The organism is Pontimonas salivibrio, assembly GCF_002950575.1.
GTDB lineage: Bacteria > Actinomycetota > Actinomycetes > Actinomycetales > Microbacteriaceae > Pontimonas > Pontimonas salivibrio.
Genome location: NZ_CP026923.1, coordinates 946,774 through 968,108 on the forward strand (window position 1 = coordinate 946,774; position 21,335 = coordinate 968,108).

The following is a 21,335-nucleotide window of genomic DNA, read 5'->3' on the forward strand; positions in this document are numbered from 1 at the left end:
CCCAGCGGAGGTTAGCTGAGCTCGTCAAGCCACGCCCAGGCACTTGCTTCCCACTTGGCGTAGGCGTCAGGGTAGGCGGAGCGTTGTACGCGCTGGGCAGCAACAGTGAGCTCTAAGGATTGCCAGCCGGAGTAATCCAACAGGCCTCGGGTTTTACCCGGATTCGGGTTACTGGGGCCACCGTAGAAGGCTTTGGAAGCGAACACTGGGTCCATAATCTGTTCCACCGTGCCCCAACCGGAGCTGGGGCGTTGCTGGTAAAGCCCCACGGAGTCACGGTCACCCCAGTTGATGTTTCTGAGCGAGGATTCCTGCATCGCTGTGGCCAGAGCAATCACAATGCCGTAGTCGGGTACGCCAAGATCTCGACCGACTTGCACGATAATTGATGCATTTTCCCGTCTGACGTCGTTGAGTGGAGTGACCGCTCCAGATTTTGGTTGGCCCACGGATGATTCGGTGGCGGACTCGTCAGACGAAGACCTTTCATCGTCGGAGTCGTCGCGGTCTTTCTTTTCCGCCTGCGTGGGTTCTGCGGGAGCAACGGGGGCCGGGGTGGGAGCGGGTGGGGGAGTGGGGGCAGCTTTCTTCTCGGGGCGCAACTCCGGGGCGGGTAGGACATCGACACCCAGTGGGTGGGGATTCACATGGTCGTCGCCGGAGGCTGCTTCCTGGTCGCTTTCACGACCAGGATCATCTGAATCCCTCTCAGTTGATGATTCATTCGTTTCGCGCTCTGGTGAATCGGTGAGGCTCGCAAGAACGATATTGGGTGCCTGGACGGAGGATTGGCTCGCAACGGTGCGCGGAGCCATTTCCGCTGTGCTGCCGGGTAGGGACAGCTTTGACCCGGGCGTAAGGGGTGTTCCCTGTTCCATGTCGTTGGCCTCGGCGAGTGCTCTCTCGGAGACGCCCAAACGTTGGGCGACCTTAGCCAGGGTGTCACCCGGTTCAACGTGGTAGCCCGCTGAAGAGACCCGCGGGGGAGCCATTCCTCGCTGTTTACTCGGGGCCATGGTCAAGCGAAGAACCTGGCCTTCGTGAAGGATCGAATTCCAACTGAGCCCGTTCAGGCTGAGAAGCAAGGCGGTGGGTATCTGAAACTTTTCCGCCACAGCGGTCACGGTCTCACCTGAGCGAACCTTGTAGGTGTTGGGTACGTGGGGCGACACGGCGTTGACGACCCGCTGTGACAGGGGAACAAAGGCGTGAGCAATCAGCTCGGAGAGTGAGTTCTTGGTTCGATCCAGTTGACTGTGCCCTGGAATCTCTTCGGTTGCGGTGTCGGCCACCGCGGGCATCGCGTTGGTGACACCTACTCCCGCGGCGAGGCTCCCTGTCATCAGAAGGGGCAGGCCTCCGCGTATGGTCCGTTGGGTCCAATCAGAACCTGTGGTTGCCGCGGCTGCCGAGGTGGCGAGGTGGCGCGGCCGGAGACCGTGGAGTATCTCCGGTGCGTGCTGGGCTTCTTGAGGGTCGCCAAAGAAAAAGTGGTCGTCTCTCGGAGCACGACCCATTGCAGGGTCGTGCTCTGGGGATTCGCTCACGAGAACCTCACTCATCGACAGCATTAATGGGAGTCACCTAGACCCTTGAGTAGGCTCCCACAGCCAGTGGGAGAAGTCAATCATTGTGGTCGGTGTGGCGCCAGTTAACATAACGGAAACATTTGAGGTTGTGTCCGGTGCGCGCCGGTTGTGTTCCGCTCTTTGTTGCGTGGCTCGGACATGACAGGCTAGAGGGGTGGAAAAAAGTCCAGCCGACGAGTGGCTCACCCTGCCTCAGGTTTCTGAGCAGCTTGATATCAGTCCCTCAAGGGTTCGCCGTCTCATCGAGGATCGCACCCTTCTCGCCAGGCGTCACGATGGCCAGTGGCTTATCCCTGCTGTGTTGGTTCACGAAGGCGAACCGCTTAACCATCTCGCAGGGACCGCCACTCTTTTGATTGACGGTGGCTTCAGCGAAGATGGCGCGCTCGAGTGGTTACTGGAAGATAACGACCTGTTGGGAGTGAGTCCCGCGATTGCACTCAGCCAAGGTCGTAAAACTGAGGTTCGCCGAATCGCACAGGCCCTCGCCCTTTAGTGGCAGGGCCAGGGTCAACGACTGGCGTTAAGCCGAGCGGGAGACGACCGCATCAGCGAGATTGCGAAGTTCGGCGACCGCTTCACCATCGAGCAGGTCAGTCTCCAGTGCGGACAGGGCCCGCTGCGACGACTCGGTAATTATTGTCTCCACGCGGTCGACCGCTCCGGTGTCTCGCAACGTGTGCTGCATGATGGCAATTTGTTCGTCGGTAACCTCAGGGTTACCCAACATGTCATTGAAAACCCCTTTGACACCGGGAGACATTTGCGCCTCAGCCAGGGCAATCAACACCGTTCGCTTTCCCTCTCGCAGATCGTCTCCGGCGGGTTTACCGGTCTCTTCCGGGTCGCCAAAAACGCCGAGAAGGTCATCCCGAAGTTGGAAAGCCACACCCAACGGCAAGCCGAAATGGGCGAGTTGGCGTAGCTGATTGTCACTGGCGTCAGCCATAGATGCGCCAAGCAGAAGGGGGGCTTCCATACTGTATTTCGCAGACTTAAAAGTCACCACCCGCATCGCGCGGTGGAAGCGCTCATCGTCGCTGACCGTCGGCCAGGCAGACTCTTCATGAATATCGAGGTACTGTCCGAGCGTGACTTCGTTCCACATCCGGTGAAATTCGCGGCGTGTGCCGGCGATCACACTGGGCACTGTGACACCACTCAACGCTTGGGTGACCAGCTCTGAGCTCCACGCCAACATCAGGTCGCCGACAAGAAGAGCTGTCGATTCACCGTAATGTCCGGCATCGAGCCCAAAGCCACTTCCTTTGTGATGCTCCTCAAAATGACGATGAGCCGAAAGCTCCCCACGTCGTGTGTCTGAGCGATCCATGATGTCGTCGTGGACCAGTGCCGCCGCGTGAAACATCTCCAGTGCGGTTGCGAGCTCAAAAGCCGGATGGTCCCCTGTCTGGGGGTGTGGTTGATTAGTCAGCCCGGCGATACTACGCCAACCCCAAAAGCAGAAGCGCGCGCGAAAGCGCTTGCCTCCGCGCAGGAGGGAACGCGAATAGTCGATCAGCGGCGCGAGGTCGGCAGAAATCTCCGCGACCTCGTCAGCCTTCTGATCGAAGAAGCGTTGAAGTTGAGAATCGATAATGTCAACGAACCGCAATGAGTTAGACACACCCCTAGCCTATATTCAGCCTTTCGACTTAGACTTCGTATAGACCTTTTGAGGAAGTGAGTTATGGCGCTATCAGAGCACGAGCAGAAGTTGCTCGAAGAGATGGAACGCGGCCTGTATCAAAACGAGGCCGATGTTGTGTCGACCTCTCAGTTGGGTAGACGTGCACCCAACTACCGGGCAATCGGTATCGGAACAGTGGTTGGCGTGGTCGGGCTTATTGCGATGTTGTGGGCCGTGCAGGCGAGCTCCACCATTGTGGGAATCATCGGTTTTGTGGTGCTGTTCACGGGAGTGATGGTCGCTGTCAGCGTGCCAGGCAAACCGATCGACTCAGTACGCGCCGCCTCGTCCTCGAGCACTAAGCCCTCAGCCTCATTGATGGACCAGCTCAACGAGCGTTGGGAGAAACGTCGCGGAGGCGACGCACTGTAACGGGACACTTCTTTCCCATCACCGGCCCTACGGGGCCGGTTTTTTTATGCCCGCGTGTTCCTCGGTATTCAAGGTAATCAGCCCCTCGAGGAGCTTCCGGGTGGGTTTCCGGGAAAAAAGACCTCTCAAATGGAGCAAAGTGGAGTGAAATGGAGTAAAGTGGGGTAAGCACCAATCGGGCCGGCGAAAGGGGGCGTGATGTTACTTGGTACGTACGCGCCCAAGCTCGACGACAAAGGGCGGCTCATTTTGCCGGCCAAGTTCCGCGAAGAGCTCTCCCGCGGTGTTGTACTGACGCGAGGTCAAGAACGGTGTCTCTACGTATTCCCCGAAGAAGAATTCGCCCGCCAAGTGGAGCGAATCCGGGAAGCGCCTTTGACGAGCAAATCTGGTCGTGACTTCCTTCGACTGTTCCTCTCCGGGGCGTCGGATGAAATTCCCGACAAGCAGTCTCGAGTGACGATTCCTCCGGCTCTGCGCGAATACGCCGGCCTCAACCGGGAGCTCACCGTGATTGGCGCCGGAACCCGCGCGGAGATTTGGGATCACGGGGCTTGGGAGACCTATTACTCCGAAAAAGAACAGGGCTTCTCCGACACCGAGGAGGAGGTGATTCCAGGACTCTTCTGATCTGTCGGTTTGACTCCCTCCCGTAGGCCCTGGAACACCTTCCCCGGTCCCAGGTTCACGGAGGGGAATCAAACCGACAGGCCAGGCCCTTGACAATCATGATGGCCATACCTATCCACACCCCGGTTGCACTGGATCGCACAGTGGAGCTTCTGGCACCCGCGCTCAACGGGCCGGAGCCGCTGATGGTTGATTTGACCCTCGGGCTAGCAGGCCACGCGGAAGCCATTTTGGACGCAGTCCCGGATGTCCAACTGCTCGGCATGGACCGCGATACAGAGGCTCTGGCGATTGCCCGCGAGCGGCTGGCTCGCTTCGGATCCCGCGTGACCACCGTTCACGCCCGCTACGACGAGCTTCCCACAGCGTTGGAAAGCCATTACCCCGGTCGGTGTGTCGATGCGGTGCTTCTTGATGCTGGGGTGTCGTCTCTTCAGCTTGACCGCTCGGAGCGTGGGTTTAGTTACCTCACTGACGCTGCCTTGGACATGCGGATGAACCCGGACGATGAGACAACTGCGGCCGACCTGGTGAACACTCTCTCCCGCGGTGAGCTGCAGACCCTGTTTCAACGTTTTGGCGACGAGCCGCTGGCCGCCCGGTACGCAAAAGCAATTGTGACCGCCCGGGAAGAGAGCCCGCTCCGCACGACGCTGCAATTGGTCGACGTCATCGACCGCGCGACTCTCGGCGGTCACCCTCGCGGTGGTCACAACGCCAAGAGGGTGTTTCAGGCGCTGCGTATCGCGGTCAACCATGAACTTGAGAGTCTGGCCGCCGCCCTTCCCGCCGCGCTCGATGCGCTGTGTGTTGGTGGACGAATCGTGGTGTTGTCCTATCAATCGGGCGAAGACCGTGTGGTGAAACACGACATTGACGCGCGGACGCGCAGCCACGCGCCCCTTGACCTTCCGGTGATTCCTGAATCAGACCAGCCGACATTTCGTTGGTTGGTCAAATCCCCTGAAGGCCCCCTGCCAGAAGAAGCCGAAAGCAACCCGCGAAGCCGATCCCTTCGACTTCGTGCTGCCGAGAAAATCCGTAAAGGACATGTTCGATGAGTGCTTTGACTGCCCCCGCTGCAGCACCACCGCGGTTAAAGAGCCGCCCTGGCCTGAAAGCTGTGAGCCGACCGGCGCCGGCAGCCCCACCGAAACTTCGATACGTCCTCGGCACCCTGCTGGGAATCTTTGCGGTATTGATGGGCCAACTCGGACTGTCAATCGCTTTAGGAAGCGGTGCCTACGAGATTCGTGATCTTGAGCGGCAGCTTGCTGAGAGAAACCGCGATTTAAGTATTGTCAGCGAGGAGATCGGGACCATGCAAGATCCTCAGACACTCGCTCAACTAGCGGTCACCCTGGGTATGGTCGACAACGCTGACCCGGCATACCTGCGACTGTCTGACTCCCAAGTGATCGGCTCAGGAGATCCTGCACGTGTTGGGGGCACCTCGCTTGTGAGCGTGGTGCCTGGCGACTCCAACACCGCCGCTCTTGCCACGGCTCAGGTGGTGTCCCAACAAGCCCCCACTCAGGGTGAGTCACTGCCAGGTTTTGCGGCCATGGATGGGGACACTGGAAAAGTTGACGTGCCCGGAGACAGTCTCACAGGAGTAGAAGCCTTGGTTCCCCACACACCCGCGGTCGCGGCAAACCAGCCACCTCTTGGTGGCGACTTGCCCGCTCCCGTCACTCGCTGAAGAACACGATGAGACCGGCGGGCGCGACGACGGCACGGCGTATGGGAGCGGTGTCTCTCATCGTGGTAGTCACGGTCGGGGCGTTCTTCGTGCGTCTCGTCGACATTCAAGTTGTTCGAGCAGCGGAGCTCACGAGCGAGTCGACTCAATTCCGGACACAGTCTGCGACTCTGTGGGCAGAGCGCGGGCAAATCGTTGACCGAGCAGGACAAGCGCTCGCCCACAATGCTGACCGCTATGACGTTACCGTGTCGCCCATGCACGTTGCCGATTTTCGACGGGACGGTCAGACCGTGACCGTCATGGCCGCACTCGGTGAAATCGAATCCATTACAGGAACCCCCGTCGCCCAAATGTGGGCGAGTGTGTCAGCGGATCCGGATTCGAACTTTGCCTACCTCAGTAAAGAGGCCACTACGACCCAATACCGCGCGCTCGTCGATTTAGATATCCCTTGGATGTATTTCGAGCGCAACCCCGAGCGGTTTTATCCCTTCGGTTCTGTTGCGGGCAATCTCACCGGGATGATGGGCACGGATGGCCCCCTCGAGGGCGTCGAGTTAAAATGGGACCAATGCTTGCGCGCTGAACACGGGTCGCTTCGCTATCAACGGGGTGCTGATTCGGTGAAGCTTCCCGGCACGATGGAGGTCACGCAGGAAGCCTTCGATGGGGGAAACGCGGTTCTCACTGTCGATAGCGACCTACAGTGGTTCGTCCTCCAGCAGCTTGCCCGCTACGGACAAAACCTTGGTGCTCAAAGCGGTTCGGCCATGGTTGTTGAGGTGAAGACGGGCGATGTTGTCGCAGCGGCCGATTGGCCCACCTACGACCCCAACAACTTTGAGGACGCGCCACAGTCGCACCTTCGTGCCGCTGGCTTCAGTTCCACTTTTGAGCCGGGCTCAACAATGAAGACGATGACCATGGCGGCGCTTCTCGATCAAGGCCTAACGTTTTCCGAAGAGGCACACAATGTCCCCGCCACTTGGGAGCTCCCCGGCGGGCGCTACATTAGAAACTCCTCTGGGGCAGCGGCCGGCAATCTCACGACTGCCGGCATACTGAGTCATTCCTCGAACACCGGAATCGTTGACTTAGCGCAGAGGATGGACCTCGAAACCCTTAATCGCTATTACCAACTCTTCGGTTTTGGCGAGATGACGAGCGTTGAGTTTTTGGGGGAGCAGCCGGGGTACCTTCCTGATCCCGATACGGTCGACTCGATTACTCGTCATACCCAAACGTTCGGCCAAGGCCTGTCGACGACGACCGCCCAAATGGCCGGTGCGTATCAAGCTATTGCCAATAAAGGTGAGCGAATCCCGCTTCGGCTCGTGAGCGGCTGTGAACAGCCCGACGGCGAGTTTGTGCCGGCCCCCAGGCGCGAGAGTGTGCGGGTTGTCTCGGAGTCCACGGCACGAGAAACGCTGCGGATCTTAGAAACGGTTCCCGAGAGCGGAACTCTGCAGACTCGAGTGAATGTTCCCGGGTACCGCGTTGCGGCCAAGACGGGAACAGCCGAAATTGCCGAAAATGGCGAGTACGGTGACGAACGAATGATTTCCATCGCCGGAATGGTTCCCGCAGATGACCCGAAATACGTGGTGGTGGTCGCATTTGTCAAACCCCAGACCAACCGCTTTTCTTACGCGGCCGCCCCCGCCTTCGACGCGATTATCACCCAAGTCGTGAAGCACTTCCGGGTGCCACCGTCGACCCCTGCCGGTGGTCTTCCCCCACTAACCTGGTAGGCACGCCCGCGTCATCGAGGAGGTCAACGCCGTGAGCCAAGCGAGCCCGCGACCGACCACCAGCACCCCGAAGGCTCTTGCCGATCTCGCGGACGTTTTCTCCTGGGAATGGCTTCACCAACCCGGCCTGACGCGCGTATCCGGTGTCGCTCTTGCCAGTGATGCGGTGTGTGAAGGAGACCTCTTCGTTGCACTGTCCGGCTCCACCCGGCACGGCGCGGAGTTTGCCGAGGGGGCCATCGCGGCCGGGGCGGTGGCCTTACTCACCGACCCTCAAGGCGCCGCGTTGCTGAGCGGTGTGTCAACTGATTTTCCGATCGCGGTTCACCCTGAACCCCGATCAGAACTAGGCCTGCTGTCCCAACGCATTTACGACCCGGGTGTGTCACTGCCCGATGTATTTTCAGTCACTGGAACAAACGGCAAAACCTCTGTGGTGTTTTTCCTGGATGCCATTGCCCGCGCACTACATGTGCCTTCGGCGTTTTCCAACACCCACGAACGTCGAATTGGTGACGAGAGCGTCAAGACCCCTCTCACGACCCCAGAAGCACCCGAGCTCCAGGCGTTACTTGCTCTTGCCGCCGAGCGAGGTGTGTCCGTAATGGCCATCGAGGCTAGCGCACAAGCGATCCAGCGCCAGCGGTTAACGGGAATCATCTCCCGGGTTGCAGGCTTCACGAATCTCAGCCACGACCATCTCGAAGATTACGGTGACATGGAGTCCTACTTCGAGACAAAGCGCCAGCTTTTCCAACCCAGGCTCAGCCAGCAGGCAGTGATCTCTTTGGAATCCGAATGGGGAAGAAAAATGCTGGAGGGCTGCGGGGTTCCCGCGGTAAGTGTTGGCCAGCCAGACCAAAATCCGACCTGGAGCGTGGAAGTTCACGGAGTCGACGGGGCCGAAACTGTATTCGCTCTCTCGGGACCCGAGGGCACCCTGTCGAGCAGTGTTCGGGCGGTCGGCGACTATATGGTGAGAAACGCAGCCCTCGCGTTAGTGATGTTCATCCAAGCCGGCTACACGGTGGATGCGCTGGAAAAGGCGGTGGGATTAGCGCGCGGCGGAATTGAACTGATTGTCCCGGGCCGGTTGGAAAAAGTATCCAGGACTTCCCCCATTGAGGTGTTTGTCGACGCGGGACGAAGTCCTGACGCCTACCAAAAGACTTTGGAAACCCTCGCGAACCAGTCCAAGGGAAAAATGATCGTGATATGTGGCACCTCTGGTAATCGCGATCGAACAAAGCGATCGGCTATGGGCAAGATTGCCGCTCGATTCGCTGACTACCTCATCGTCGCCGACGATGATCCGCGCAAGGAAGACCCCGCACAAATTCGCGCAGACCTCCTGGAAGGCGTGAAAATGACCGACACCCCCTACGAAGAAATCCCCTCCCAGGAAGAGGCCATCGCCCGGGCCGTAACGATCGCCAAGCCGGGCGATACCGTTGTGTGGATGGGGCCTGGCTCTCAGTCTTACCGCGACGTCGGCGGAGTCCGAGAGCCGTTCTCTGCTCGCACAGAGGCGCTGAGAGCTCTTGAACGATCGGGCTATCTGGAGAGCAATCAGGAGGAACCATCGTGACCTGGAGAGTGGACGCCATTACCCGATGGGGATCGCAGTGTGTGGATGAGGAAGGTGAAGCCCTCACGTTAGGGTTAATTGACCCCAATGACCCTGCCGCGCTCATCAGCCGCCAACCCGTCATCGACTTATTGGCCCAGTCAGAGGGTGGCCTCGATCAGACTGCTGTGCGGGGTGTTGCGCAAAGTGCGCACCTGGTCGAAGTCTTCGAGTTTGATTCGGGGGCGACGTGTTGGATGGACTGGACTGAATCCCCACATGCTGATGATCTTGTCTCCGTCGTAAAAAAAGCGTCAGCTGCGGTGCGTGACTCTGGCCGCCTTCTGGTGGTCGCCGGTCTGGTGGCGGTAGGTGCCGAGGACGACTATGACTCGTTACCGGCTCTGGGCGCTGCCATGATTCGACTGCGAGTGGACCAGTGGCTTGGTGTGGGCGTTGAAGCCAAAGCCTTAGCGACCCAGGTGGGTCTAGAAGGTTCTTGGGATGGCGAGTCACTGTGGTTGGAGAATGCCGCCACAGCGTACGATTACCTGCGTGGTTGGCCCAATGAGAATGATCTCGTCCTCATTACCGGGCACCGTTTTGGCGAGTTGCCGGGCGTGTTAGAACTGATGGGGGTGACTCGGTGAGAGTTCTTTTGCTCTCAGGAGCACTGTCTCTGCTTTTCACCCTCGTACTCACCCCGGTCTTTGTTCGTGGCTTCCAACGTCTTGGTTGGGGACAATTCATCCGTCAAGACGGACCCCAAACCCACTTTGTGAAAAGGGGAACGCCCACGATGGGCGGGATCATCATCCTGCTGGGAATCGTGTTTGGGTATTTCGTCGCGCACCTCATCGCCGGCGATGTTCCCAGCTATTCCAGTGTGCTCGTCATCGCGATCATGCTGGGATTGGGGGCGGTAGGTTTTCTGGACGATTTTTCCAAGATTCGTCAGCAGCAATCGTTGGGTCTTTCTCCGCGGGCAAAAGTGGTCGGACAAATCATCGTGGCCACGGCGTTCTCGGCCTTGGCCATTTCGTTTCCCGACCAGAATGGTGAGACCCCTGCCTCCCTGGCGGTCTCATTTATCCGAGATATCGACTGGCTCACCTTCGCCGCGTTTGGCACGATCGGAAGCTATATCGCCTTCGCCATTTGGACCAGTTTGATTGTGGTGAGCACTTCTAATGCGGTGAACCTCACAGATGGCCTGGACGGATTGGCGGCAGGTTCATCCATTTTGGTCTTTGGCGCTTACGTCTTGATCAGCTTTTGGCAATTCAACCAGTCGTGTTTCTCTGCAAGTCTTGACTCCGAAGTGGCTTACAAGTGTTACGAAGTGCGCGACCCCTTAGACCTTGCCGCCGTGGCGACGGCCATCTTGGCAAGCCTCATTGGGTTCCTGTGGTGGAACACCTCGCCGGCCAAAGTGTTCATGGGTGACACCGGTTCACTTGCGCTCGGTGGTGGGGTTGCGGCAATGGCGATCTTTACCCGCACCGAATTGCTACTACCCCTCATTGCCGGTCTGTTTCTGATTCTCACGGCGTCAGTAGTCCTGCAGCGCACCTACTTCAAACTGACAAAAGGTCGGCGCATTTTCTATTCCAGTCCTCTCCATCACCACTATGAAATCAAAGGCTGGGCGGAAGTGACCATTGTGGTGCGCTTTTGGCTCATCGCCGGTTTCCTTGCTTTTGCCGGTGCGGGAATCTTCTACCTGGAGTGGCTTGGTCGTTAATGTTCGCTGTGCTTGATTCTGGTTTTGCGCCTGAGACTCTTACCAGTTGGTCAGCACCTTGGGCGGGCTTAAAAGTCTTGGTGGTGGGCCTGGGTGAGGGTGGTTTCGCCCTAGCGGACACTGTGGCCGAGCTCGGGGCGCACACCCATGTTGTCCAGCTGGGCGACGATGCTGACCGGCTCACCATCCTGGGTGTGTTGGGCGTGAGTGTTCATACGGTCGGATCAGATGCTGAGATTGCCGATTTGGCCAAAGAGCTTGCACCTGACCTGGTGCTTCTGTCCCCGGATTGGGTCCCCGACCGGGAAATCGAATCTGCGCTCTGGGAAAGCGATCTCATCGTCTGGTCTGACGTGGAATTCTCCTGGAGGGTGGCCGATAAAACGGGCACACGCCCCGACATTGTCTTGTGTGCTGGTGAGCAGAAAGGGTCCTGGGTGGCCGATGTGGCGCAACGATTTTTGCTCCACGCTTCACAGCGCGCGGCCCGAGGAGGCCATGGCGCCCCGTCAGTGCTTGATGCCCTTCGACACCCAGACGGCGTTGACGTTGTTCTCTGGTCGCTTTCGGATCGACAGTTGTGGCGGATGGGCGCTGATGAGTCGAGCCTGCGCAGGCCACGAGTCAGTGTCTATTTCGCGCCAGGCGAGGACACGGATGTCAGCACAATCGAGGCGGTCTACACCCACACGGTTGAGTCCTGCATCTATAAGCCCGGCACCCAGAGCGAGACCGCCCTTCACGCGGCGTCGGTGGTGGAGGGGGCCCGAGCGATTGGCATTGTGGGGGACACCCCGGGAATGAGCGATCTGGGCCGCGTCGGTGAAGTGATTTGTGATCGTGCTTTTTTGCCCGATCGAAAAGACCGAGCATTGGAGTTGTGCACGGTCGACGAGCTGGTGGGCGCGGGTTTTTCCACGCCCGAGTCGGTTGAGGTTGCGATAGCTGCGCTGGGCATTGCGCGCGCGTTAGACGTGCCACCGGAATTACTCGGCGGGGCTCTTAAAGACGGTGGTGAGTGGCCGGAACATAAATAGCGGACACACCCGCTACCCTCACCCGTCGACTGCCCTCTTCGCCCGAGACTAGGGGTGGTCTATCTGGCTGGGTTCTCATCGATGGAGGTGTAGTCAATGGCCTCTGCTGCGGACACAGTCACTGGCACTCGCTCCCCTTCGGCAAGCCCCCGCGCTCTGGTATCCGTGCGGCGCCTATTTCGTGCAGAAACCCCCCAATTTGTCGTGATGGTTGCGATGGTCCTTTTTCTTGTCCTTTTCGGGCTGGTCATGGTGCTTTCCTCTTCGTTTGTCACGGCACAAACTGGGGGTCAAGGATTCCTTGGGGTGTTCACCCGGCAAGTAATTTGGGCGATGCTCGGCCTCCCGCTGATGTTCATTCTCTCCACCTGGCGCCCCCAAGCTCTTCGAGCACTGGCGCCCACCTTGCTACTCATTGGTTTGATTCTGCAGGGCCTCGTGGTGTTCACCCCCTTGGGTATCACCTCAGGAGGAAACACCAACTGGCTATCGATTGGCGGACTCCAGGGTCAGCCCTCTGAGTTTTTAAAACTTGCCCTAATCGTCTGGATGGCACACATTTTGGCCGACCGGGTTGACTACATTCGTAGCCCTCAGGCGCTGAGGCGCCCGTTGATTCAGGGTGTGGTCTTGGCACTCAGTTTCGTCCTTTTCGGTCAGGACTTGGGGACGATGGGGGTGATGGCCCTGATTGTCCTCGGTGTGTTCTTCGTGGCCGGGGTTCGGTTGTCGCTGTTGGGTGCTGTCGTGGGCGCCACGGCTGGTGTGGCGGGCGTGATGGCTTTGTTTGCCCCCTACCGCCTGGAGCGTGTCACGGTGTGGCTCTCCGGTTGTACTGAAGACGAATTCCTCTACCAGTGCTGGCAGCCCATGCAGGGGACGATGGCCCTGGGCTCTGGGGGAGTATTGGGGGTGGGTTTGGGTAACTCACGCGCGAAATGGTCGTGGTTACCCGAGGCAGATACCGACTATATTTTCGCGGTGATCGGCGAAGAGTTGGGGCTCGTGGGAGCAAGCCTGGTGATTATCAGTTTCACGGTGTTAGCCATTGCCATGGTCCGCTTAGTTCAACGAAGCCCTGACCCTTTTGCCCGACTGGTCACTGCGGGCGTGATGATTTGGATTGTGGGTCAGGCTCTTGTCAACATTGCCGTGGTCTTGGAGTATCTTCCGGTGCTCGGGGTTCCACTACCATTCATCTCTGTCGGAGGTTCAGCCCTGCTCTCGACGCTGTTGGGCATCGGCGTGGTGATGGCGGTGAATCGCAACAGTCGTGTCACTCCGGTGTGGCAACCCGGTGGTTCTATGGAAGCACCGGCACGGTGATTACTATTGCCCTGACCGGTGGTGGGACTGCCGGGCATATTTCTCCTCTTCTTGCAGTCGCTGAGCAGCTCGGCGGCAGTGCGCGGTGCGTGGTGATAGGCACTCTCGGGGGTCGTGAAGATGAGCTGGTGCCTCAAAGTGTTCCCATCATTTACCGCATTCCGAAGCTGCCCTTCCCGAGGAAAATCAATGGGGCGGCACTGGCGTTTCCGCTTCGTTGGGTAAAGGCCTTCTTGGCCGTCAGGCGGGCACTCAAACAGGCAGCGGTCGATGTTGTGGTGGGGTTTGGTGGGTATACGGCAGCCCCGGCCTACCTGGCTGCCTGGTCGCTTCGTATCCCTTTGGTCATTCACGAAGCGAACGCGATTCCGGGGCTTGCCAACCGCCTCGGAGCCAGACTTACCCACTGGGTAGGAGTGTGTTTTCCCGGCACACCGCTGCCCCACGCAGAGGTGGTGGGGATGCCTCTTCGCCGGCAGGTGCTCACCCTGGATCGTCTGGCGCTGGGCACTCAGGCGCGGAAACATTTTGGTTTGCGCCCCGGTACTCCTGTTCTATTAGTGACCGGGGGGTCTTCAGGTGCCCGAACCATCAACGAGACGCTCGATAGGGTCACCGGAGACATTGTGGCGAAGGGCTGGCAGGTCCTGCACCTGCGCGGTCCTGGCCACGATGCACCAGACGCACCACCTACCGGGGTAGTGCAGGTTGCGTATACCAACCGGATGGACCTCGCGCTTGCTGCGGCCGACCTGGTAATTTCTCGAGCGGGTGCCAACACTGTGGCGGAGTTGGGCGTTGTGGGTCTTCCCGCCATTTTTGTGCCGTACCACGTGGGAAACGGTGAACAGGAACACAACGCCGCCTTTGCGGTGTCAGCGGGTGCTGCCCTTCAGGTCAGTACGCCTGAGTTCACCGCGGAATGGGTGCGCTCGGTGTTGTTACCACTGTTGGATGACCGTGAACGAATCGCGTCGATGGCGGCCGCGATGGAGCAGACCGCCAATCGAGACGGAGCGGAAATTGTTGCGCGCTGGGCCTTACAGGCTGGCGCTCGGAGAAAGGACGACAGCTGATGTTGCGCCCGCGTGCTGATGGTTGGCTGCCCGACGAATTGGGTCGCGTTCACATGGTCGGAATTGGTGGCTCCGGAATGAGCGGTATTGCTCGGGTGTTGCACGAGCGCGGCCATATGGTCAGCGGCACCGACCGGGCCGCGTCAGAAGTTACCGAGTCGCTTGCCGCGAGTGGGATCACCGTGTTCATTGGTGAGGATTCGGGTTTTGTGGACCAGGCGGACACGGTGATATCTACCTATGCGGTGCGTGACAATCATCCGGAAATGGTTCGAGCCCGCGAACGGGGCATCACTGTCCTGCACCGGGCAGACGCTCTACGCTTTATTGCCCGCGGTTTAGACACCATTGCGGTGGGAGGCTCGCACGGTAAAACCACCTCCACTGCGATTCTCGCGACCGCGATGGAACGCCTCGGCGAGGACATTACGGCGGTCAACGGCGGAGTGATCAGCCAGTGGGGGGTGTCTGCCAGGGCGGGGAGTTCGTCGTGGTGTGTGCTGGAGGCTGATGAGTCGGATGCATCCTTCTTGATCTATCACCCGCGCATCGCGCTGGTGACGAACGTTGCGGCAGACCATTTAGATTTTTACGGCTCTAGGGAAGCGGTCTTTGCTGCCTTTGATGAGTTTGTCCTAAGCGCCACCGACGCGGTGGTCTGTTTGGATGATGACGGCGCGAGGGCGTTGGTGGGACGCCTTGCCCCTCGGGAGGTCCTCACCTACGGGACCCACCCGGACGCAGCACTCCGACTCAGTGACGTCACGGTGGCACCGTATGCCCGGGCAGTGGTGACTTTTGGCACCCAGAGTGCGTCTTTTGAGTTGGCTGTGCCCGGTGAGCTAAACGCCCTCAACGCCACCGGAGTAATCGGGGTTCTCCTCCTGGCAGGTTGGTCTCTTGACGACGCGGCGCGGGGTGTGTCTGGCTTTACCGGTGCCGATCGCCGTTTCCAATTCCACGGTGAGATCGGCGGAATCAGGGTATTCGACGATCACGCCCACCACCCCACTGAAGTGGCAACAGCGTTGGATATTGCTCAAACCGTTGCCGGTCAGGGTGAGGTGATTACGATGTTTCAGCCCCACCTGTTTAGTCGCACCCAGTTGATGTCTGCCGAGCTGGCAGAGGCCTTTCGACACGGAAGCGACCACACGATTTTTCTGGACATTTTTGGTTCCCGAGAGGACCCCATCGAGGGCGTCACGACTCAGATGATTCTGGATCGGTTGGGACCCGCGGTGTCTTACGACTTTGAGCCAGATTGGGATCGGGCAGTTGATCTGGCCGTTTCTCGAGCGCAGCCGGGAGACGTCATTGTGACGATGAGCACCGGCGACCTGTATCAAATTGTGCCTCGGTTGCTCAAGCAGCTTCGGAAAGTACACGAACGGGCCGTTGACGTATTCGAAGACAACTCCGGCGACGAGGAAACCGGCCCGTCGGTGGTGGGCCAGTAGTGGCAGGTGGGGCCCCCAGGGGCACAGCTGTGAGGAAGGGTTCTGCATCAACATCCTCGGGCACGCGCGCCGAGCGTCAGGCCGCCCGGGAGCGAAAGAGAGCGGAACGCCGGGAATACCGGCGGTTCACCACGGCCACCCGTCAGCGACGCTTAGCCTTCACTGCGGGAATTGGTGGTGTGCTCCTTATTGCAGTACTTACCGTGATTGTGACGTCGTCGCCTCTGCTTGCCCTCAACACGGTGAGGGTCTTAGGTACTGAACGGCTCGCTACCGACACCGTCGTGTCCGCTCTGGAGCCTCTGGGCGGTCAACAGTTGGCCCGGGTGAGCCCGGCGGATGTGGCAGGTTTACTCTCAGATCTTCCGCTTGTGCAATCGGTGGACACCCGTATTGAGCTTCCGAGCACTCTTGTGGTGAGCGTCGTGGAGCGTACACCCATCGGGGTGGTTCGAAGCCCTGGCGGGTTTGCCGTAGTGGACCGTGCCGCAGTGGTGCTCTTTGAGTCTGAAGTGTTGCCTGTAGAGTTCCCCCTTATTTGTGTTCCTGCACGGCCCGAATCTCGTGGGTTTCAGGCCATTGGTGAGGCGCTGGCGGTCATTCCTTCGGACGTGCTGTCGCGGATCGATCGAGTGAGTGCCTCGAGTGCGGATACGGTGGCGTTCACCTTGCGTGATTCGCCACATCGGGTGTTGTGGGGCAGTAGTGAACTTTCGAGGGAAAAAGCTCGTGTGTTACCCGCGGCCCTTCGGGCGGCGGGGGAGTTTGGTCCCCAGCTAATTGACCTATCAACGCCTGACACTGTCGTGATTCGCGACATCGAATCGCCGTTTCCCACACCGACGCCGTTAGAGGAGCCGGTAGAAGGCAGCGACACTGTCACTCCCGGTGAGGTTCCTGCGGGGTAATAGTTCCGCTGGCACGACACGCCCTGCACCTCTCGGGCCGATACGCCCTGAGGCTCTAGCGTGGGAGACGTCCGAAAGTGAATAAAACTCTCATCTTAAAGTATAGGTTGAAGGTTTTGTCGAGGGGGGTGCCGGGTGACCGGTCAACACAACTATCTCGCAGTAATCAAAGTCGTTGGAGTGGGCGGCGGTGGTGTCAATGCCGTGAACCGCATGATCGAGCGAGGCCTTCGAGGTGTCGAGTTCATCGCCATCAACACTGACGCCCAAGCGCTCTTGATGTCCGATGCTGACGTGAAGCTCGACATCGGGCGCGAACTGACCAGGGGCCTCGGCGCGGGCGCTGACCCAGAAATCGGTCGCCGGGCTGCCGAAGACCACGCGGAAGAAATTGAACAAGCTGTCACCGGAGCCAACATGGTCTTTGTCACCGCCGGCGAAGGCGGCGGAACCGGAACCGGTGGAGCACCGGTAGTCGCTCGCATCGCGAAAGCCACGGGCGCTCTCACCGTCGGGGTGGTCACCAAGCCCTTTAGTTTTGAAGGAAAACGCCGCCAAGCCCAAGCGGAAGTGGGTGTTGAAGCCCTTCGCGACGAAGTAGACACCCTGATCGTGGTTCCCAACGACCGACTTCTCGAATTGGGTGATCCCACCATCAGCATGATTCAAGCGTTTGAGACAGCTGACCACATTTTGTTGGCCGGTGTGCAGGGAATTACGGACCTGATCACCACCCCTGGTTTGTGGAATCTCGACTTTGCTGACGTCAAGTCGGTCATGCAAGATGCCGGCACCGCACTGATGGGAATCGGTGCATCCCGCGGCGCGGACCGAGCAATCAAAGCCGCCGAACTGGCAATCGCCTCGCCCCTCCTCGAGACAAGTATCGAAGGAGCTCAAGGTGTGCTGATTTCCATTCAGGGTGGGTCAAATCTTGGTCTCTACGAAATCAACGACGCCGCGAAGCTGGTCGAAGAAGCCGTGCACCCCGATGCCAACATTATTTTCGGTGCGGTAATCGATGACTCGCTAGGCGACGAAGTGCGCGTGACGGTGATTGCTGCAGGATTCGCCGAAAGTCAAAAACAAGTTCCTGTAGCGACACAGACCGTCCCGGCCGACAACAGTGTCGAATCGGACCCTCAATGGCTCATCGAATCCCATGCCGCCCCACAGGTACCCGACGCGGATCGTCCTGAAAGGGAGCACACTCCCGTATTTGCGTCAGAAAACAGTGACGATCAAGACCTCGACGTCCCAGACTTTTTGCGCTAACCCCGGTGGCCACAGAGAGCGTCACCGATCGCTGGCGGCGCGTTTCCGACGAAATCGCGGAAGCGTCACAGGCGGTCGGTCGAGACCCCGACGACATCACGACAGTCGTGGTGACAAAGTTTCACCCGGCGCCTCTCGTGCGTGAACTTGAGGCTGCGGGTGTTCGGCACGTGGGTGAGTCGCGGCATCAAGAAGCTTCAGCGAAGTACGCCGAGCTGACTGACCTTGATCTCACCTGGCATTTTGTGGGCCAGCTGCAATCCAATAAAGCACGGGCCGTGGCCGACTACTGCTCAGTGATACATTCCCTCGACCGATCGAGTGTCGTGGCCAAACTGGCCACACTGGAGCATTCCATTGACGGATTCATCGAAATTAACCTGACTGGCGATCCTGGGCGCGGGGGAGTGTCCCCGGATGACCTCGGGGCGCTCACTGAGCAGATACTGTCCACCCCGACCATCACCCTGCGGGGAGTGATGGCTGTGGCCCCCCAAGGCGAGCCGCCCGTGGACGCTTTTGCGCGGGTTCGACAGCTACACAACACGGTCTTGGCCTTAGCTCCCTCCGCCACCGGTTTATCGATTGGAATGTCTGGTGACTATCGGGAAGCAATTGCCGCTGGTGCGACACACCTTCGAATCGGTACGGCAATCACCGGAAAACGCCCAGCCGCGACGTAACCTGGGCTTACCCGACACAGAGAGAGAGGGTGCCTCATGGCGAATCCATTGCGCAAAACCTTGGAGTTTCTCGGTTTAGCTGAGGAGTCCACCTCCGAGGAGTGGTCAGAGCGTCCTGCCGCCGTCCACCCCACTCAGCAGCAGCAGCCCGCGCAGCGCGCCACCGTCACGCCCCTGCGCCGTGCACGCGGATCCCAGGCGCCCGATGTGAACGAAATTTTGACCGTCCACCCCAAGAAGTATGAGGACGCAAAACTCATTGCCGAAACGTTCCGCGACGGGATTCCCGTCGTGATGAACGTCACACAAATGAGTGAATCGGAAGCCAGACGCATGGTGGACTTTGCCAGTGGGCTCACCCAGGGCCTCTACGGCCACATCGAACGGGTCACACCCAAAGTCTTCTTGCTCTCTCCCTCTCACGTGCAGGTCTCGGGCGAGGCTAGCGATGACTCTGCAGACGACGCTCTTCTCGACTAAATCTCGGTAGATTCTCGAGCGTAACGGCCATAATGGAGGCCATGGTGTCTGCAATTGCGTGGCTGGTTTATGTCGCCCTTTACCTCTTTTTTATTGCGATGTGGGTTCGATTCATCATGGACTGGGTTCAAGTCTTTTCGAGAAGTTGGCGGCCTCGGGGGCCGGTCCTCTTTCTCGCCGAAGCCAGCTATTCGTTGACCGATCGGCCTCTTCGAAGTGTCCGAAAAGTTATTCCACCCCTTCGAATTGGGGGAGCAGCGATCGATCTCGGGTGGTCGCTACTCATGATTGGAACGCTGATAGCGATGTCGATTGTGGGGGGTTTCCGCTAGTCGGGCGCGCTAAAAATCACGGCAGAGATAGGATGGCGGCGGTGGCGTTCAATATGCTACCCACACGCTACTAGGCCTCCGGGTCCACGCAGAGGGTAAGGAACGAAAAGATGGCACTCACTCCTGAAGACATTGTGAACAAACGCTTTCAGGCGACAAAATTTCGTGAGGGGTACGACCCTGACGAAGTTGATGACTTTCTGGATGAAGTCGTTGTAGAAATGCGTAGGTTGACTGAAGAAAACGAGGGCCTAAAGAAGGAGCTTGAGGAGGCGAAACAGCGCGCCGCGAGCGTCCAAAGTGCTCCCGCACCAGTACCCGCCGCTTCCGTTGAAGCTCCCACCATCTCTGCGGATGACCCCATCGACGCTGAAGGGACAACCAACCTCCTTCAACTGGCGAGACGTCTCCACGAAGAACACGTGCGCGAAGGTATCCATAAGCGAGATGAACTCATTGCGGAAGGTCACGCTCAAGCCGCCCGTATCGTTGCCGAAGCCGAAGAAGAGCAAAAACGTCGGATGGCGGTCTTCCAACAAGAGCGCGATGCATTGGGAGCCAAAGTGGATAGCCTTCGTGAGTTTGAGCGTCAATATCGCCAGGGACTGCGAGGCTTCATTGAAAGCCAACTGTCCACCCTGGAACATTCAGGTGTTGAATCATCCATGACTCAGTCCGCAGTTGCTGCGCCGCCGCCCAACACCCCCAGCCAATAAGTGGATGTCACCCGAGGTGGTGAGAAGCCTGCCCGGGTCGTCATCCCTGATGACTATGCAGGAGCTCGTCTTGACGGTGCCCTGGCGGAGCTCACCGGCCTAAGCCGCTCGCGCCTTCACGAGCTCATCGCCGAGGGGGCAGTCACCCGCGCAGGTCGTCCTGTGAAGAAGTCTTTAGCGGCCCACGCGGGCTGGGTGATCGATATTTCCTACCCGTTACCACCTGTGCCCCTTCAGCCATCGGAAAGTCCAGATCCCACCGTCCTCCACATCGATGACGATGTGGTGGTCATTGATAAGCCGCCAGAACTGGCGGTTCACCCCGCACCAGGATGGGATGGCCCCACCGTTTTGTCGTCGCTGCACAAAGCGGGCATTACGCTCTCCGATTTGGGGCCTGAGGACCGCAGAGGCGTCGTCCACCGCCTCGATGTAGGGACTTCGGGCGTGATGGTGCTCGCCCGAAGTGATCGGGCCTATCAGGCCCTCAAGGCCGCATTTCACGACCGCGAAGTCGAGAAGATTTATCATGCACTCGTTCAGGGTTACCCGTCACCGAGTTCGGGGACGATTGACGCGCCCGTCGGTAGACACCCGACCTCATCGTGGCGGTTTGCGGTAGTGCGGGACGGCAAGAACGCCGTCACCCACTACGACACGTTAGAAGTCTTCCCCGGCGCCACCCTGGTCGAAGTGCATCTTGAAACGGGCCGGACCCACCAAATTCGCGTCCATTTCCAAGCCGAACGGCATCCGTTAGTCGGTGATTCCCTCTATGGGGCCGACCCGCGCTTTGCTGCCAGCCTCGGTCTCACCAGACAGTGGTTGCACGCAAAAGTGCTGTCCTTTGTTCACCCGGGCACCCTTCAGCGGCTTCGGGTTGAATCGGAATACCCCGAGGACCTCGCGCATGCCCTTCAGGTGCTTGACCCCGACTGATTTCGGAGTGTGCTGAGTAATCGGGGCCCGCAGAGCAATACTCTAAAGGTCGAAA

Annotated in this window: 22 protein-coding genes; 20 read left to right on the forward strand and 2 right to left on the reverse strand. The window is 59.1% G+C overall.

The window, feature by feature from the left end:
- Nucleotides 1–11: 11 nt before the first annotated feature.
- Nucleotides 12–1,562, reverse strand: a complete 1,551-nt coding sequence (locus C3B54_RS04775) for a LysM peptidoglycan-binding domain-containing protein (protein WP_158665541.1) — start codon at nt 1,560–1,562, stop codon at nt 12–14.
- A gap of 181 nt (nt 1,563–1,743) precedes the next feature.
- Between C3B54_RS04775 and C3B54_RS04780 the strand changes: the two genes are divergently transcribed.
- Entirely contained in the window at nt 1,744–2,085 is a 342-nt protein-coding gene (locus C3B54_RS04780) for an Rv2175c family DNA-binding protein (protein ID WP_104913479.1), read from the forward strand.
- A gap of 27 nt (nt 2,086–2,112) precedes the next feature.
- On the opposite strand, the gene C3B54_RS04785 is transcribed toward C3B54_RS04780, so the two are convergent.
- Nucleotides 2,113–3,216, reverse strand: a complete 1,104-nt coding sequence (locus C3B54_RS04785) for a polyprenyl synthetase family protein (RefSeq protein ID WP_104913480.1) — start codon at nt 3,214–3,216, stop codon at nt 2,113–2,115.
- Nucleotides 3,217–3,279: 63 nt separating this feature from the next.
- Between C3B54_RS04785 and C3B54_RS04790 the strand changes: the two genes are divergently transcribed.
- From C3B54_RS04790 to C3B54_RS04880, 19 genes are all read left to right on the forward strand, one after another.
- Nucleotides 3,280–3,651, forward strand: coding sequence for a DUF3040 domain-containing protein (locus C3B54_RS04790; protein ID WP_104913481.1), 372 nt, complete (start codon nt 3,280–3,282; stop codon nt 3,649–3,651).
- 198 nt (nt 3,652–3,849) lie between these two features.
- Entirely contained in the window at nt 3,850–4,281 is a 432-nt protein-coding gene (mraZ, locus tag C3B54_RS04795) for a division/cell wall cluster transcriptional repressor MraZ (RefSeq protein ID WP_104913482.1), read from the forward strand.
- Nucleotides 4,282–4,379: 98 nt separating this feature from the next.
- Nucleotides 4,380–5,342 (forward strand): 16S rRNA (cytosine(1402)-N(4))-methyltransferase RsmH, encoded by a 963-nt coding sequence (gene rsmH, locus C3B54_RS04800; protein WP_104913483.1) that lies wholly within the window; start codon nt 4,380–4,382, stop codon nt 5,340–5,342.
- 62 nt (nt 5,343–5,404) lie between these two features.
- The gene (locus tag C3B54_RS04805; protein ID WP_158665542.1) at nt 5,405–5,983 is read left to right on the forward strand and encodes a hypothetical protein; all 579 of its coding nucleotides are present in this window, start codon (nt 5,405–5,407) and stop codon (nt 5,981–5,983) included.
- Nucleotides 5,984–5,991: 8 nt separating this feature from the next.
- The gene (locus C3B54_RS04810; protein WP_104913485.1) at nt 5,992–7,737 is read left to right on the forward strand and encodes a peptidoglycan D,D-transpeptidase FtsI family protein; all 1,746 of its coding nucleotides are present in this window, start codon (nt 5,992–5,994) and stop codon (nt 7,735–7,737) included.
- Between the two features lie 31 nt (nt 7,738–7,768).
- Entirely contained in the window at nt 7,769–9,325 is a 1,557-nt protein-coding gene (locus C3B54_RS04815) for a Mur ligase family protein (RefSeq protein ID WP_158665543.1), read from the forward strand.
- Nucleotides 9,322–9,954 (forward strand): hypothetical protein, encoded by a 633-nt coding sequence (locus C3B54_RS04820; RefSeq protein WP_158665544.1) that lies wholly within the window; start codon nt 9,322–9,324, stop codon nt 9,952–9,954. The genes C3B54_RS04815 and C3B54_RS04820 overlap by 4 nt, the downstream gene beginning before the upstream one ends.
- Nucleotides 9,951–11,048 carry a phospho-N-acetylmuramoyl-pentapeptide-transferase gene (gene mraY, locus C3B54_RS04825; protein ID WP_104913488.1) on the forward strand — a complete coding sequence of 366 codons (1,098 nt, stop codon included), beginning with the start codon at nt 9,951–9,953 and terminating at the stop codon, nt 11,046–11,048. Before C3B54_RS04820 ends, mraY begins: the two co-directional genes overlap by 4 nt.
- On the forward strand, nt 11,048–12,085 hold the full coding sequence (locus C3B54_RS04830) for a Mur ligase family protein (RefSeq protein WP_104913489.1): 1,038 nt from the start codon (nt 11,048–11,050) through the stop codon (nt 12,083–12,085). The genes mraY and C3B54_RS04830 overlap by 1 nt, the downstream gene beginning before the upstream one ends.
- A gap of 96 nt (nt 12,086–12,181) precedes the next feature.
- Complete coding sequence (locus C3B54_RS04835) at nt 12,182–13,411, forward strand: FtsW/RodA/SpoVE family cell cycle protein (protein WP_104913490.1); 1,230 nt, start codon at nt 12,182–12,184, stop codon at nt 13,409–13,411.
- Nucleotides 13,408–14,487, forward strand: coding sequence for an undecaprenyldiphospho-muramoylpentapeptide beta-N-acetylglucosaminyltransferase (murG, locus tag C3B54_RS04840; protein WP_158665545.1), 1,080 nt, complete (start codon nt 13,408–13,410; stop codon nt 14,485–14,487). The genes C3B54_RS04835 and murG overlap by 4 nt, the downstream gene beginning before the upstream one ends.
- Nucleotides 14,487–15,947 carry a UDP-N-acetylmuramate--L-alanine ligase gene (gene murC, locus C3B54_RS04845; RefSeq protein WP_104913492.1) on the forward strand — a complete coding sequence of 487 codons (1,461 nt, stop codon included), beginning with the start codon at nt 14,487–14,489 and terminating at the stop codon, nt 15,945–15,947. The genes murG and murC overlap by 1 nt, the downstream gene beginning before the upstream one ends.
- 29 nt (nt 15,948–15,976) lie before the next feature.
- Entirely contained in the window at nt 15,977–16,855 is an 879-nt protein-coding gene (locus tag C3B54_RS04850) for an FtsQ-type POTRA domain-containing protein (RefSeq protein ID WP_158665546.1), read from the forward strand.
- Nucleotides 16,856–16,990: 135 nt separating this feature from the next.
- Complete coding sequence (gene ftsZ / locus C3B54_RS04855) at nt 16,991–18,130, forward strand: cell division protein FtsZ (protein WP_104913494.1); 1,140 nt, start codon at nt 16,991–16,993, stop codon at nt 18,128–18,130.
- A gap of 5 nt (nt 18,131–18,135) precedes the next feature.
- On the forward strand, nt 18,136–18,813 hold the full coding sequence (locus C3B54_RS04860) for a YggS family pyridoxal phosphate-dependent enzyme (RefSeq protein ID WP_104913495.1): 678 nt from the start codon (nt 18,136–18,138) through the stop codon (nt 18,811–18,813).
- 36 nt (nt 18,814–18,849) lie between these two features.
- Nucleotides 18,850–19,293, forward strand: a complete 444-nt coding sequence (locus C3B54_RS04865) for a cell division protein SepF (protein ID WP_104913496.1) — start codon at nt 18,850–18,852, stop codon at nt 19,291–19,293.
- 41 nt (nt 19,294–19,334) lie between these two features.
- On the forward strand, nt 19,335–19,625 hold the full coding sequence (locus C3B54_RS04870; RefSeq protein ID WP_104913497.1) for a YggT family protein: 291 nt from the start codon (nt 19,335–19,337) through the stop codon (nt 19,623–19,625).
- Nucleotides 19,626–19,735: 110 nt separating this feature from the next.
- The gene (locus tag C3B54_RS04875) at nt 19,736–20,341 is read left to right on the forward strand and encodes a DivIVA domain-containing protein (protein WP_104913498.1); all 606 of its coding nucleotides are present in this window, start codon (nt 19,736–19,738) and stop codon (nt 20,339–20,341) included.
- Nucleotides 20,342–21,280, forward strand: a complete 939-nt coding sequence (locus tag C3B54_RS04880; RefSeq protein WP_104913499.1) for an RluA family pseudouridine synthase — start codon at nt 20,342–20,344, stop codon at nt 21,278–21,280.
- The last annotated feature ends 55 nt before the right edge of the window (nt 21,281–21,335 follow it).